The organism is Streptomyces sp. NPDC056231 (assembly GCF_048270745.1).
GTDB lineage: Bacteria > Actinomycetota > Actinomycetes > Streptomycetales > Streptomycetaceae > Streptomyces.
Genome location: NZ_JBLVKW010000027.1, coordinates 50,355 through 64,830 on the forward strand (window position 1 = coordinate 50,355; position 14,476 = coordinate 64,830).

Below are 14,476 nucleotides of genomic sequence, written 5' to 3' on the forward strand. Positions count from 1 at the left end.
ACTCACTTCGCCATGTTGTAGAACGCGAGGACGAGGCTGCTGGTCACACCGATGCCTCCGGCCCCGAACAGGCTCCACAGCACGGACTGCTTGCCGCGGGCGGCCAGCTGTGCGCGTTCGCTGTTGTGTCCCACTGCCACCAGGAGCCAGCCCAGCAGTCCGCCGCCCACCGCTGCTGCAAGGCCGAGCCCGGCCGTCCAGGACAGGATCGTCTTGACCTGGGTGTTCACCGCATCGGGAAGCTCCGGGCTGTACTTGGGGACGATCGGGTCTCCAGCAGCAAGTACGTGCAGGTCCGGGTCGGTGGCCAGGGTGTGCAGGGTGGTCATCAAGGTCATAGCCGACACCTCGTCAAAGTGGTCTGGAAGCGGGGGAAACGACGGCGAGCGGCGCAGGGCGCGGCGCTTCGGGAAGCGGCATGCCCCAGGTGGCACCTGCCGCTGTGAGGACTGCCTGGGCGAGCGAGTGGGCGGCCTGCCGGGTACGTGAGCGCAGCCGGGATGCCGTCCGCAGCCCGTGGGTGCGGATGTGCGGGTCGTGCGGGAGGTGCACTACGGCGGCGGTGCGGGAGGTAAGCATCGTCGCGCCTGCCCGGACAACGGCGGGCAGCCGTCCGTCGGTCTGCGCGACGAGGACGGCCACTGTGCGCTGCAGCGGCATGCCGTCGGCGTGCAGCGCCATCACGGCCTGCTGCAGAGCCTGGACGCCACTGGCGGTGGCGGCCGCGCACAGCACCGGCACCGCGTAGGGAAGTTCGCACCAGGCCCGGGTCTGTCCAGTACGCCCGGCGCAGCGGGCGTCGAGGATGTCGTGGGCGACGGGGTGCGTGGTGTCGGCGATGACGGCCTGCCAGCCGCCGATGGCGGCGAGTTGGAGCCAGGCGGCAGGGTCCTGTGGCAGTGCGAGCGGCGGGCTGTGCCAGTCGCGTCCGTCGGTCAGGACCTGCCAGCCCGCGCCCCGGCCGGTTGGCCGCCAGGCGGCCGCGGACTGAACCTGGGAGCGGGTCAGCGGCCGGTCGGGTGGGAGTACGGCAAGGCCTGCGGCCTCCTGCCCGAGAGTCCAGGAGGGCCAGGGCGAGGACAGGCGTGGTGCGGTGTCGAGCACGACTGTGCCCGTCCCGGCCGCCGTCATCGCTCCGGCGAGCAGATCGGCCGCGGTGGAGCGCCCACTGCCCCCGGTCGCTGCCATCACCGGCAGCACCAGTCGGGATCTGGTAGGCAGCGTCATCAGCGCGCCTTCCTTTTTGCCCACTTTCACCCCCATGCGACACAGTTAAAGATTTGCCTGAGCTAATCGACTGCACCGCTCTGTCATATGCAAGCGCACCGGAACCATATCGTTCCCATGGGCGTGGCAACCAGAAGTATCTTCAACCTAGGCCCTGTCGAGGGGTGATGGCATAGTGTCACGCACTATCACGCAATCTGATCGCGGTTGGCTCTCATCAGAACAGACCGCAGATCAGGATTCTTTTGCGCAAATCATGAGGTGCAGGCCGAGGGGGGACTGTGCGCATCAAGCGATGGCTGGCGGTTGCCTTGGGCGGGGCGGTCATGACGCCGGTTGCATTCGGTATGGGCATCGTGCTGCTCATTGCGACGTTCGACGACGACAGCGGCGGGGGCACTGTGGAGCCGACGGCGGGCAGCCTCAGGATCGGCAGGGGTGGAGTCCCCGCCGAGTACGCGCCGATGATTCTCAAGGCGTCCGCCGACTGCGACCAGGGGCTGCCGCCGTCGATCCTGGCCGCCCAGCTGAAGCAGGAGTCGAACTTCAATCCGAGGGCTGAGTCTCCCGGCGTCGGCGCGCAGGGCATTGCCCAGTTCATGCCGGACACCTGGCCGACCTGGGCCGTGGACGGAAACGGCAATGGGACCAAGAGTGTCTGGGAACCCGCCGACGCCATCGCCGGGCAGGGGAAGTTCATGTGCAGCCTGCTCAAGAAGGGCAAGGCACACCCGCAGTACAACGGGTCACCCGTCGAACTCGCGCTCGCCGGCTACAACGCAGGATGGGGCCGCGTCGACCAGTACCAAGGCGTTCCCGACGAGAAGTTCGCGGACGGCCAGACGTACAACTATGTCAACATCATCATGGCGACCGCCCGGCAGTTCACCGCCCCCGCATCCAGCCAGGAAGTGGATCTGCCCGACGGATACACCCTCCCCGCCGACACCCCTCGCGAGGTCCGTACCGCCGTGTCCTGGGCGCTGCAGCAGAAGGGCGGCTGGTACCACCTCGGCGGCGACTGCACCAAGGCCCACGGCGGGAGCCCCGCCCACTGGTGCGACTGCTCGTCGCTGATGCAGCAGGCCTACCGGGCCGCCGGGATCAACATTCCCCGGGTCACCTACGACCAGGTCAACTTCGGCGACCGCGTCAGCATCGACAAACCCAAGCCAGGCGACCTGGTGTTCAACCCTGGCAGCGACGGATCGGACGCGCGCCCGGGGCACGTCGGCATGTACATAGGCGACGGCAAGATCATCGAGGCGCCCCGTACCGGTGTACGGACCCGGATCGTCTCGTACAGCAGCTGGCGCAACTCCACCAGCGCCATTACCCGGATCACGGAAGTCCGCCGGGTGGTGAAGTGGTGACCCGCGCAACTGAAGGGCATCTCGCCATGCACGAGCACGAAGAGGTTTTCCATCCGTGGGGCACGGTGTCTCCAGCGTTCTGGGGAGCTCCCGCGCTCCCCTCTGCCGAACAGCCCGGTCCCCAAAGGATCCCAGAGGTGCTGCGCGAGCGCCTGGCCGCAGTCGCCACTGCGGCCGCCGATGGCCAGCTGCAGGATGCCGCTTGGATGGCGTACGAGCTCGATACCGAGATAGCCGCTGAGTACGGCGCTGAGCACCTGAACGTCGTCCACATCCGGGAGGTCCGCGGGCACCTCGCCCATCTGGTGGGCGACCACGCCACGGCGCTCGGGTGGTATCTGCACACCGCACGCCTGCGGGCCACGATCCAAGGGCCTCGGCATCCCGACACCGATGAGGCGACCCGCCGGGTCTACAGCCTCTGGCGGACCGTTCCCGCCCAGGACGCCCACCGTCTCGGCATCGAGCTCCTTAACGCAGTCACCGACATCCACGGGCCTGAGGCACCGGTGGCCCTCCGGACCCGCCGACGGCTGAACTCCCTCGCTCTGGGGAAATCTGCGGGATCCGAGGCGCAGTCCTGACCAGTCGGGGTTATCGGCGGCGGCCGCCGCCCGGCATAGCAACCGGCTGGGACCGGCGGGACCAGGCCTGCTGCGCAGCCGTACGTCGGGCCTGCTGCAGCACCGCATCACGGGCCGCGGATTCCTGCACGTGCTGGTGCGGAGCCTGTGCGGCAATCCGCCCCCGCAGGTCCGCCTCCGTCCGCATCGCCGCGCTGGCGGTGCGCAAACTCTGTGCCTGGGCCTGCAGTTCCACGGCCTGGGTGCGGGCCTGCCGTACCGTCTCGGCGCGCTCGGTATCAATCCTCTCGGCCACCAGGGGCAGCTGGGCGCGGACCGCTGCGAACTGCTGGCGCATCCCGGCCGCATCGCGCGGCAACGCATCGCTGGTGCCGCACAGATCGCTCAGCAGCCCGGCGTACGGAGAGTCCTGGACCAACTGTGCGGCCTGCCGCAGGAGGTCCTCGCTGGCGGCGTGGGCGCGCCGTGCTTCGTCGGTCGCCGCGGTGAGCTGCTCGGTGTAGTGGACAAAGAGCTGCTGCTGCTCAGCGCGGGAGGTGCCGGCCATCCGCAGCGCGAGACGGCTGCCGTCGGCGGCCTTCGCTACCGTCTCACGGATCTCCCGGGCCCCGGCGGCGGCTGCGGTGGCCTGCGCGGCTCGGACTTCCTCTTGCTGGGCCAGGGCGACCAGTCTGTCGGCCTCAACCAGCAGGGCATCGATGTGACCGGCGATCCGCCGGCCGGGACTGGGCCGGGCAGCCAACGCCAGGGCGCCGTCGGTGGCCAGGCGGGCCTGCTCGGCGGCGGCCCGCTCGGCGGCGATCGCCTGCCGCTCGGCCGTCGTGCCCCGGGCCGCCAGCTCGGAAGCCTGCACCGCACCGTACGGCCGGGCCGTACGGTCATCCCAGGGTGTGAACATCTCCTCGGCCGCGGCCGCTCCAACCGGTGCGGCTAGCGACTCTGGGGCCGGGCGCAGCTGATCGAGGACCATCCCGGTCGGCCGGTCCTGCCGCAGCAGGGCCGCGTACGCGTTCAGCGCACGCTCCAGAGTTTCCGCCTCGGTGCTCGGGGAACCGAGCTGGGCGCGGGTCTGTTCGTCCTCCAGAGCTGCGGTCGGCAGCCAGAGGTGGTTCTCCTGGCGGGCCCGGGTGATGCCGGGGTACAGGCTGAAGGCGTTGGCGCCCAGCCCGTACAGCAGCGCGGAATCCACCGTCAGGCCCTGGGATGCGGACACCGTCATCGCGTAGCCGAGGCTGAGCGCCCCCTGGGAAATCTGAGCAGGGCTCAGCCAGGCGTGGTGAAAGGCTGGCTCGCCGCTTGCGTGGGTGCGCCGCCAGGTGATCCGCACCCGGTGGTCGGTGTCCATGGCGGTGATGGCCGCGCGGTAGCCGTTGAGGACGTCGGGGCCCTCGCCGCGCCGGGAGCGGTAGTCGTTGGCCCGCACCCGGACCAGGTCGCCGACGGCGAGGGTCAGCCGCTCGCCGCGCGGCAACGCGTAGGTGTGGCTGGCGCCGAGTTCACCGGCCGCCCGCCTGATCGCCTGGGCGCCATGGTTGAGCGCGGCCACGTCGCTGTTACGGGCGGCCAGCACCACTAGGTTCTTCAGCACGTCGTGCGGGTCGGCCCAGCGGGTTCGCCGCTCGTTCCAGGCCGTAAGGATCCCGGCCCGGGCTTCCTCGGGGCTGTCAGCGGCGTGTACTCGCCCGCCGTCCGCGAGCTGCTGCAGTGCCTTCTCGCGGCCCTCGCCGCCGGTGCGCCACGCCTCCAGCGCTGCACGCTCGGCCTGGTCCTTTTGGCGGCGGTTGACGGTGAGGGTGACGCCGCCGACCAGCCGGTGCACCTCGGTGAAGCCGCCGCCCGGGCCGATCGCCTGCAGCTGCTGCGGGTCGCCCACCCCGATGATCTTCGTGCCGGTGGTCGCCGCTTCCTTGAGCAGCACCGCCATCGCGCGGTCGTCGGTCATCGCCGCCTCGTCGATGACCAGAACGTCCAGGCCGCGCAAGCCTTCTCCTGACGCAATGCGCTGCAGCCAGGACGCCAGGGTGCGGGATGGGATACCGGAGCCCTCGAAGAGGTTGGCCGCAGCGACCGCAGACAGGGCGGTGCCGGCGTACGTGAGGCCGACTGCATCCCATCCGATGCGGCAGGCCTCCATGAGCGACGTTTTGCCTGCTCCAGCGACGCCCTCGACTGTGTCGACGCCGTGCCCGGCGGTCAGCAGCCGCTGAACCGCCCGACGCTGCTCGGCGCCGAGCTCGAAGCCGGCCGCGACCTCGAACACGGACAGCGCGGCCTCGACCTGATCTCCAGTCAGCTGGGCGGAGCCGTCGGCGTACCGGGCCCGGGCCTGGTCTACGATGACCTGCTCGGCTCGCAGGATGTCCTGAGTGGTGAACCGGTCCGCGTTCGACAGCAGCCCCGAACCGCGCTGCGGCAGCGCCTTCGCGAACCCCTGCACCGCGAGCACCTGGTCAACGAGTGCCTCCAGCGCACCGGTGGTCAGCCCGTACGGGCAGGCATTGGCGACCGCCGCCAGCAGCTGAGCCCGGCTGAATTCCTTCTCGTGTGCGGTCAGTCCCGTCTTCGGGTCGAAGACCTCGCTCGCGATCGCCTCCGGCGTCGGCAGAAGCGGCCCCCCGGGCCCGGGGTGGGCCAGGGTGCCGTTGGGGCCGGCCGGGCCCGGGGCGGCGGCCGCAACCATCGCCCCCACGTCGATGCCGAGCGCCTCGGCCTGCTTGCGCCAGTCGGCCCGCAGGTCCAGGCTGCCGGTGTCGTGCTTGGCGTGCCGGGTCTCGGCGGAGATCCGCAGCTTCTCCTCGCGGCTGGCGTCCTCTCCCGCAATCGCATCAACTGCGGCTGACCTCCGGGAGAAGTGCGTACGCAGCGGCTCCGGAATACCGGCGATCTCCCACGCGCCGGTCCGCGGGTCGCGCACGTAGCGCACGCCGAACTGCTCGGCAGCCAGCGCCCGCACCCGCGCCTTAAACAGCGCATCAAAGGCCTTCGCATGCCGGTGCAGATCCATGCCGCCGTTCGCGATCGCCCGCCACACCCCGTCCTCGCACCGGGCCAGATTCGCAATCACCAGATGCAGGTGCAGGTGCGGGTCGCCCGGCGTGGTGTCGTCGACCGGGCGGGCTGACTGGTGCTCCACGCTCCACCCCAGCAATCCGCCGGTGGCGATGCGGTGCAGCTTCCCGTCCTCGCTTGCCAGTCCGTAGCCGATCCATTTCTCCAGCTGCCCAAACGCCTCCTGCTTGGCCTGATGGACCAGGTCCCGGAACTTCTTCTCACGCTCGGGGCCGAGCAGCGCCCACAGCGTCGAGGTGGTCTTGGTCAGGTCGGCGACCACGTCATATGCCCGCACTCGCACATTGACGCGCTCCCCCTCATGGGCGCGGGCCTCGGCAAGTTCACCGGCCTCGTACACGTCCTCCAGCCGCAGCCCGGCCGCCCGGGCCAGGCGGTGCAACGAGTCGACCTGAAGCCGGTGCCGCTCGCCTTTCTGATGAACCATCCGAGCGAGCGTGAGCCACTTCTCGCGCTGCTTGGGCTTGGCCGCGAAGAGCGCGGCCGCCTCGACGCCGGCGGCCTCCGCCGCCTTCTCGATCGCCTCCACCAGTCGGGCACCGACCAGCTGGGCACGCGGGTGGGCTCGCAGCTCGGCCTTCACCAGCCGCTCCCCGCTGCGCGGGTCAACGCCATTCGCCAGCACCCGCGCCGCCTCCTTCCCGGCTTCGTCCAGCACTGCACCGGGAGTCAGTCCGAGCGTCGGCAGGCCCTCGCCGATCCACACCAGACCCGAGTCCTCGGCGGCATCCATCCGGTAGTCGACCTGGGCATCGCCGAGCTGCTGCGACGCCGGGGCGGCGCCCTCACCGTCCAACTGGACGTAACAACCGGAATGCTGGGTCAGGCGGTACTCGACCTGCTCCATGTCCACAATCCGGGTCACCCAGGCCATCGACGGCTGCCCTCCCTCCCCGATCGTTCGCGGCGGGGCCGCGTATGTCCCCGAAGGGGACGTACCTTTGTCCATCCGTCTTTGATCTTTAAGGGGACTGACGGTAGTAGCGGCAGAAGCCGCTGTCCAGCACACGCCAGCGGTCGGACGCAGGGCTGATGTCAGCGGGGTGCGCGGGGTTACGTCAGTGGCGGCGCAGAGACCGTGGCAGTAGCTGGTGACGGCTCGGAGATCATCCACAGGCTGTAGGCGACGTTGTCGTGGAGCCGGTCGACGATGTCGCCGCGGTGACCATGTCGGCGGCGAGGTCTTCGAGTGCCTGGTGCTGGGCGGCGTCGTCCGGGTTGATGCCGCCGTCGGCCAAACGCGGAGTAGGACCTCGGCCTCGACGGGCTGATGGGCCCGCGCACCGACGGGTTGGGGTTCTTGCGCCCGGCGATGGCGTCGGCCTGGTCGGGCCGGAGGACATGGAGCCGGGGTGTCGCGGTGTACCCGTCGGGCAGGACGCAACGTAGGACGAGCACGCCGCCGATGTCGGGTGGATGCGTGCGGACGTGGTTGAGCGCGGCGTCGAGCCGGTGGCGGGCCCAGGATAGGGCGAGTGCGAGGTGGTCGACGGAGGGGGCCTTCGGCGTGCGCGAGTGCGGTGAGGGCGTCGCGGTCGGCGCTGGAGGGGCGGCGGTCGACGACTTCGCGGTGGGACGACGCTGACCAGGGACCATCCCCGCGGGTGCGGGGGGGCAGACGCAGTCCACTCGGTACGAACTGACCGGAACAGGACCATCCCCGCGGGTGCGGGGAGCAGGCAGAGGCCGCGGCGATGAGCGTGCGATCCGTGGGACCATCCCCGCGGGTGCGGGGAGCAGGCTGCCGAACAGTTCTTCCCGCCGACCGTCTCGGGACCATCCCCGCGAGTGCGGGGAGCAGTTTTCTACAGATCCGCTCGATGTGCGGACCGAGGGACCATCCCCGCGGGTGCAGGGAGCAGCTGGTGGTGTCGCGGTTCTTCCAGTAGTCGAGGGGACCATCCCCGCGGGTGCGGGGAGCAGTCGACTTCAACCGTGCCGTCCCCGCCGGTGTAGGGACCATCCCCGCGGGTGCGGGGAGCAGCTCTCGTCGCAGGTGTGCCGGACCACGGCCCCGGGACCATCCCCGCGGGTGCGGGGAGCAGGTTGATCTCTCCGGCGCGATTTTCTGCGCGACGGGACCATCCCCGCGGGTGCGGGGAGCAGACCGTCGCGTACATGCGCCGCAGCTCAGGCGTGGGACCATCCCCGCGGGTGCGGGGAGCAGTCCCCGAGAACGACATCAACCGGTAGGTCTTCGGGACCATCCCCGCGGGTGCGGGGGAGCAATCCATTTCGACGGTGCCCGTGCCCCCGGTGTAAGGACCATCCCCGCGGGTGCGGGGAGCAGGGCACGAAACCGCGGGACAAGACGATGACGCAGGGACCATCCCCGCGGGTGCGGGGAGCAGTCCAAGAGCCGTGCCAGGGGCCTGCGCTCGCCGGGACCATCCCCGCGGGTCCGGGGAGCAGCTGTTCCTCGCGCAACGGCACCCACTTGGGCCGGGACCATACCCGCGGGTGCGGGGAGCAGGTCAATGCCTCGATCGCCACCGTGTCGAACCTGGGACCATCCTCGCGGGTGCGGGAAGCAGGTCGGGTACCTCACCGGGTCCACCCCCGGCGTGGGACCATCCCCGCGGGTGCGGGGAGCAGGCGCCGAACTCCGTCGTGGGTACGGTGCGCTGGGGACCATCCTCGCAGGGACGGGGAGCAGTACGGGGGGACCGGTCATAAAGACCGAGCCGCCGGTGTCCATGGACAGCAGTCCGCCCGGGTGAGCGGTCATCTCAGGCCCTTGTGAGCGGACAGTTGGTCTCCCTGCCTGGTATGACTTTTCATCCCCCATTCGGGGTGTCACTGCTGTTCGCGACGTGAGGCAACCCGCGCCGCCCTGCTCCAGTCGCAGGCGGTGCAACGGTTGAGGAGGTAGGAGTAATCCCCCTCGTTCATCGCCTCCCACTCGTCCGCCTCCTTGAAGTTGCTACGGTCACGGACGCGGCCGCAGGGTGCATCTGCCGAGTGATAGACGCTGTGATCTGGCCCTGGCGTCCTCCGGACCAGGCACGGCAGCTCATGGTTCTTGTCCAGCAGCAGGGCCACCTCAGCATCGATTTCCGCCAGACGGGCATCCAGCTGCCCACGCAGCTTCTTGTCCTCCGCGTAGTAGTGGGTGAATGCCTTGAGCCTGCGCATCTGGAGATTCTTGAGCTCGGCGTTGACGTCCACGCCCACCCCATAAGAAGTGTTATCAGTCATGAGTATTTCTTATCGTCTCAGGTGCAGTCGCGCCCTGGGTTTGCCGGAACTCGGTTGTGGCTCAATTGGGTTGAGCTGGCGGGACGACGCCCTGGCCCGTGGTTGCCTGCCATCAGGGCCTGCTGAGTCGGGGCCGGGATGGAGGACTCAGCCTCGCGCCGGGAGTCGAAGGTTTTCCCGGAGGGGAGCTGCAGGCAGGGCGGGCGCTCGGCAACGGGGACCATCCCCGCGGGTGCGGGGAGCAGCTCATCGACATCCCGGTCCAGGGCGGCGGCTGGGGACCATCCCCGCGGGTGCGGGGAGCAGACATGAGGGCCGCGGGGGGCGGCCTTGACCATGGGACCATCCCCGCGGGTGCGGGGAGCAGTTGGGCTACTTGCCAAACTTCCCTGACACTCGGGGACCATCCCCGCGGGTGCGGGGAGCAGTTGGGCCGATGATACGACCATGCCTGTCCCGCGGGACCATCCCCGCGGGTGCGGGGAGCAGTGCCCCTTGATCCACTTTTGCGGGAAACCTGAGGGACCATCCCCGCGGGTGCGGGGAGCAGAATCGGCGTCTGGCGCGCGGGGGCAGGTTGCTGGGACCATCCCCGCGGGTGCGGGGAGCAGTCGTCGGCTCCGGGGCGTTCTCCCGGGAACGGGGGACCATCCCCGCGGGTGCGGGGAGCAGGGGTCCAGGGGGCGGTTCCCTCGGGTCAGGTAGGGACCATCCCCGCGGGTGCGGGGAGCAGCGCCACTGACGCCGAACACCGAGCAGCTGCGCGGGACCATCCCCGCGGGTGCGGGGAGCAGCAGGCCTCACACCGCGGGGCAAAGTGGCTGCGGGGACCATCCCCACGGGTGCAGGGAGCAGATCTTGGACCAGTCCATGGCGTACCGGAGGTCGGGACCATCCCCGCGGGTGCGGGGAGCAGACGAACACGCTGCGGCACTTCCCCCGGAACAAGGGACCATCCCCGCGGGTGCGGGGAGCAGTTGTCGGCGTCGAACACGGCTGTGCAGTAGCAGGGACCATCCCCGCGGGTGCGGGGAGCAGGACAGTCGGGTGCTCGATCAGCAGGGTCTGCCGGGACCATCCCCGCGGGTGCGGGGAGCAGATCCTGGGGAAGCGCGAGGAACTTCAGCGCCAGGGACCATCCCCGCGGGTGCGGGGAGCAGCGGGTGTCGGTCGCCGTGTTGCTGAACGTCAAGGGACCATCCCCGCGGGTGCGGGGAGCAGAAGCTCTTGTTGAGCCCCTTCTTCGCCAGCGTGGGACCATCCCCGCGGGTGCGGGGAGCAGCTTCGCCGCCGAGTAGTCCGGGCTGCCCGCAGGGGACCATCCCCGCGGGTGCGGGGAGCAGCCCCTCGTGGTTGTCGTGAGGGTCGGCCCGGTGGGACCATCCCCGCGGGTGCGGGGAGCAGTCTGGCCCAGGCGTCGCCGCAACTCGCGGGAGGGGACCATCCCCGCGGGTGCGGGGAGCAGCCCCGGCCGCCGTAGCCCTCGATGCTGGTGTCGGGATCATCCCCGCGGGTGCGGGGAGCAGGGCGGGGGCGGGTTGCAGGGCGTTCCCGAAGAGGGACCATCCCCGCGGGTGCGGGGAGCAGCCGCTACGGATCCAGCGCCACCCCACCAGGGAGGGACCATCCCCGCGGGTGCGGGGAGCAGCGATCGAGGGTGTCGCCGGTAGCGCGAAAATCGGGACCATCCCCGCGGGTGCGGGGAGCAGTAACCGGCGTCGCCGCGGTCCCGCCCGGTGTCGGGACCATCCCCGCGGGTGCGGGGAGCAGTGCGCGTTTCCGTAAAGACCTTCCTGGGCCAAGGGACCATCCCCGCGGGTGCGGGGAGCAGCCGGCCCCGGCCTGGACGCACTCGGTCCCGCGGGGACCATCCCCGCGGGTGCGGGGAGCAGTTCGTCTCGCCGGGCGGCCTCGGTGTTCTTGCGGGACCATCCCCGCGGGTGCGGGGAGCAGCATCCATGTACGCGGCCAGGGCCCCGAGGAAAGGGACCATCCCCGCGGGTGCGGGGAGCAGTAGCCGGCGTCGGTCTCTTCGGTGACGAGGGCGGGACCATCCCCGCGGGTGCGGGGAGCAGGACCTAGGAGAGCCGTCATGAGCGTCCCCACCGGGACCATCCCCGCGGGTGCGGGGAGCAGTACGCATCGGGGCCGCGCGAGGTACAGGCCCGGGGACCATCCCCGCGGGTGCGGGGAGCAGCGTGCCGTCCGCATGGGGCGGCGGGCCCGCTGGGGACCATCCCCGCGGGTGCGGGGAGCAGCCTGGCAGCGCCTCACCGACCAGCAGGCCGCTGGGACCATCCCCGCGGGTGCGGGGAGCAGTTCGGATCACCGAGGTTGAAACCGAGGTACTTGGGACCATCCCCGCGGGTGCGGGGAGCAGTTCGTCTTGGAGTCCTTCGTGGAAGCACTGTTGGGACCATCCCCGCGGGTGCGGGGAGCAGGCGTTCCGATGGCTCACCGGCCTCGGATCCTTGGGACCATCCCCGCGGGTGCGGGGAGCAGCCTCCTTCGGAGGTCCGCCCTTCGGGCTCTCGGGGACCATCCCCGCGGGTGCGGGGAGCAGCCCCGTTCGAGGTACGCGTCGATGATCCGGTCGGGACCATCCCCGCGGGTGCGGGGAGCAGAGTTCGTGCACGCCCCGAGGACCGGCCAGACGGGGACCATCCCCGCGGGTGCGGGGAGCAGTTGAGCCCGAAGAGACGGATCTCTTCCGGGTCGGGACCATCCCCGCGGGTGCGGGGAGCAGATGGCGTGGGCCTGCTGGTGGCTGGTCACCATGGGACCATCCCCGCGGGTGCGGGGAGCAGCACAGGACCGCCTGTATATGTCAGACCGTCAAGGGACCATCCCCGCGGGTGCGGGGAGCAGCCATTGACCTCGGGCACGCCCTGGGCCGGTGCGGGACCATCCCCGCGGGTGCGGGGAGCAGCGAGTAGGAGAACAGCACCCATGGCTACACCTGGGACCATCCCCGCGGGTGCGGGGAGCAGCAGCAGCAGGACGATCGCGAATCCGCCCGCCAGGGACCATCCCCGCGGGTGCGGGGAGCAGCGCTTCTCTGCCGGGGTGTAGCTGTACATGGCGGGACCATCCCCGCGGGTGCGGGGAGCAGATCCTACCCAGCTGGGTGAAGGACCGGGCCGAGGGACCATCCCCGCGGGTGCGGGGAGCAGCCGGAATGCGAAGGTCCAGTTAAATTCGGGAGGGGACCATCCCCGCGGGTGCGGGGAGCAGGTGCTGCGGCAACTGCGATTCCGGGACCGGTCGGGACCATCCCCGCGGGTGCGGGGAGCAGAGCACCAGGAGCCGATGACGGACGTGTCCCAGGGGACCATCCCCGCGGGTGCGGGGAGCAGTGTGGATGCCAGCGCCAAGGAAATCCGGACCGAGGACCATCCCCGCGGGTGCGGGGAGCAGTCTGTCAGCCAGGCCCTGACCACCTGCCGCCGGGGACCATCCCCGCGGGTGCGGGGAGCAGCGGAACCTTCGCCGACCGCCTCATCAGTGACGGGGACCATCCCCGCGGGTGCGGGGAGCAGCTGCTGATCACGAACAAGGGTGCCGGGACTGTGGGACCATCCCCGCGGGTGCGGGGAGCAGACTCCGCGACCTGCGGTTTTAGCGCGGGTGCGAGCCGTTCTGAACCACTTTCATAGATTCCGGCAAATTACCCGAACAGTTCATTTCCGGCATTCATCCCCTTCCGAAGCGGCGCCGCTTGGATGCTTTGCTCCAGCCCGTCTTCGGGCCATCGCCGTCCTTCCTGGGTGCCGCCCCAGCGTTCGGGCGACGGATCAGCGTTAGTCCCTCATGGTCGATCGGGAGCCAACTGTGTTCGTGGGTCCGGAAGGTAAAGCCCTGCTCGTTGTTCGTCGTATGGGCGAGCAGGGCCCTTCCCTGGCCCGCGTACTGCTGTACCTCGTCCCACAGCACGTCGCGAATTCTTGCCGATGGGTTGCCGATGAAGACGCCTGCGGAGATCTCGAGCAGCCAGCGGGTGAGGAACCCTCTCAGACCGACGGGGCAGTTCGTGAGAACGATCACGGTCACCAGAGCATCGCCTCGTCCTCATCGCTGTCCGTCGCGTCCCCGTAGTTGCGGCCGGCTGCAACCTTGCGGCCTCCGTCGCTCTGGAGCGTGACGACATCCTGGTCGCTGGAGACTGCGGGGCCTGGGCCGTCCTGCAGCAGGAGGCTCTTGATGTCGTCCACGCAGCGGTCCAGCAGGGACGTTTCGTTGATGCGGTCGCGCAGGGCTCTGCGGGTGCGGGAGGCCACGTCCTCTTCGTCCTCCGCGGCGACGTCGAAGGCCAGGGGGATGCCGATTTCGGTCTTGTAGAGGTCGGCAATGTCGAGGACGAAGGACAGTTCGTGGCCGGAGTGGACGAAGCCCAGCGCAGGGCTGCAGCCAAGGGATGCCACGACCGCATGGGCAATGCCGTACATGCACTGGGCAGCGGCGGTGATGGCCTGGTTGACCGGGTCTCCGGCGGAAAAGTCACCTGGGGTGTACTTGCGGCCGTGCCATCGGATTCCGGTGCGGGCCGCCTGGGCCCGGTAGCAGTCCTTGACGCGGCGGCCTTCGCGGCCGAGAAGTCCCTTACGGGTGAGTCCGGCCGGGTCCTCGTCGGGGAAGCGCAGCTGGTACATGGCGCGGGCGACTGCCACTCGGCTGCGGACGTTCGCCCACTGCATAGCCTGGGCCTCGGCGAGCGCGGACGAGCGCGTCAGGGCGCGCCCGCCTGCGTAGTAGCGCACGCCTTGCTCCCCTACCCAGGCGACGGCGGCGCCGGTCTCTCCCAGGACGCTCATTGCCTGGTGCGTGATGCGGGTGCCGGGGCCCAGGAGCAGGGTGCCGATGGTCGCCGATGGAATGTGGGTGGTGCCGTCGGCGTCCTCGGCGGTGATGGCGTTGGCGTCCCGGTGCACCGTGCAGCGCTCCAGGTAGATAAAGGACAGGCGTTCACCGGTGCGAGTGAGGTGGCGCGGAGTGAGGGCGTTGCGCTGGGAGACCGTTGTCACTCTT

9 protein-coding genes and 1 CRISPR repeat array are annotated in these 14,476 nt (G+C 70.1%); of the genes, 2 read left to right on the plus strand and 7 right to left on the minus strand.

The annotated features are described in order from the left end of the window. Positions 1-2: 2 nt before the first annotated feature. The gene (locus tag ACNPQM_RS21515; RefSeq protein WP_418085326.1) at positions 3-338 is read right to left on the minus strand and encodes a hypothetical protein; all 336 of its coding nucleotides are present in this window, start codon (positions 336-338) and stop codon (positions 3-5) included. Positions 339-351: 13 nt separating this feature from the next. Continuing rightward, a complete protein-coding gene (locus ACNPQM_RS21520) occupies positions 352-1,227 on the minus strand; it encodes a hypothetical protein (protein ID WP_418085327.1) in 876 nt (291 codons plus the stop codon). A gap of 326 nt (positions 1,228-1,553) precedes the next feature. Between ACNPQM_RS21520 and ACNPQM_RS21525 the strand changes: the two genes are divergently transcribed. Both ACNPQM_RS21525 and ACNPQM_RS21530 read left to right on the plus strand, forming a co-directional pair. Further along, positions 1,554-2,600: an NlpC/P60 family protein gene (locus tag ACNPQM_RS21525; protein WP_418085328.1), complete on the plus strand. Its 1,047-nt coding sequence runs from the start codon at positions 1,554-1,556 to the stop codon at positions 2,598-2,600. A 137-nt stretch (positions 2,601-2,737) separates the two neighbouring features. Further along, the gene (locus ACNPQM_RS21530; RefSeq protein WP_418085329.1) at positions 2,738-3,184 is read left to right on the plus strand and encodes a hypothetical protein; all 447 of its coding nucleotides are present in this window, start codon (positions 2,738-2,740) and stop codon (positions 3,182-3,184) included. A gap of 10 nt (positions 3,185-3,194) precedes the next feature. On the opposite strand, the gene mobF is transcribed toward ACNPQM_RS21530, so the two are convergent. From mobF to cas1e, 5 genes are all read right to left on the minus strand, one after another. Then, positions 3,195-7,127, minus strand: a complete 3,933-nt coding sequence (gene mobF / locus ACNPQM_RS21535; protein ID WP_418085330.1) for a MobF family relaxase — start codon at positions 7,125-7,127, stop codon at positions 3,195-3,197. A gap of 232 nt (positions 7,128-7,359) precedes the next feature. Continuing rightward, on the minus strand, positions 7,360-7,491 hold the full coding sequence (locus tag ACNPQM_RS21540; RefSeq protein ID WP_418085331.1) for a hypothetical protein: 132 nt from the start codon (positions 7,489-7,491) through the stop codon (positions 7,360-7,362). Positions 7,492-9,049: 1,558 nt separating this feature from the next. Then, positions 9,050-9,451 (minus strand): hypothetical protein, encoded by a 402-nt coding sequence (locus ACNPQM_RS21545; protein WP_418085332.1) that lies wholly within the window; start codon positions 9,449-9,451, stop codon positions 9,050-9,052. Between the two features lie 216 nt (positions 9,452-9,667). Beyond that, positions 9,668-13,051: direct repeats of the CRISPR family, unit length 29 nt; unit sequence GGGACCATCCCCGCGGGTGCGGGGAGCAG. A gap of 93 nt (positions 13,052-13,144) precedes the next feature. Next, positions 13,145-13,501 (minus strand): type I-E CRISPR-associated endoribonuclease Cas2e, encoded by a 357-nt coding sequence (gene cas2e, locus ACNPQM_RS21550; protein ID WP_418085333.1) that lies wholly within the window; start codon positions 13,499-13,501, stop codon positions 13,145-13,147. Beyond that, complete coding sequence (gene cas1e / locus ACNPQM_RS21555; protein ID WP_418085334.1) at positions 13,498-14,472, minus strand: type I-E CRISPR-associated endonuclease Cas1e; 975 nt, start codon at positions 14,470-14,472, stop codon at positions 13,498-13,500. Before cas1e ends, cas2e begins: the two co-directional genes overlap by 4 nt. Between the last annotated feature and the right edge of the window lie 4 nt (positions 14,473-14,476).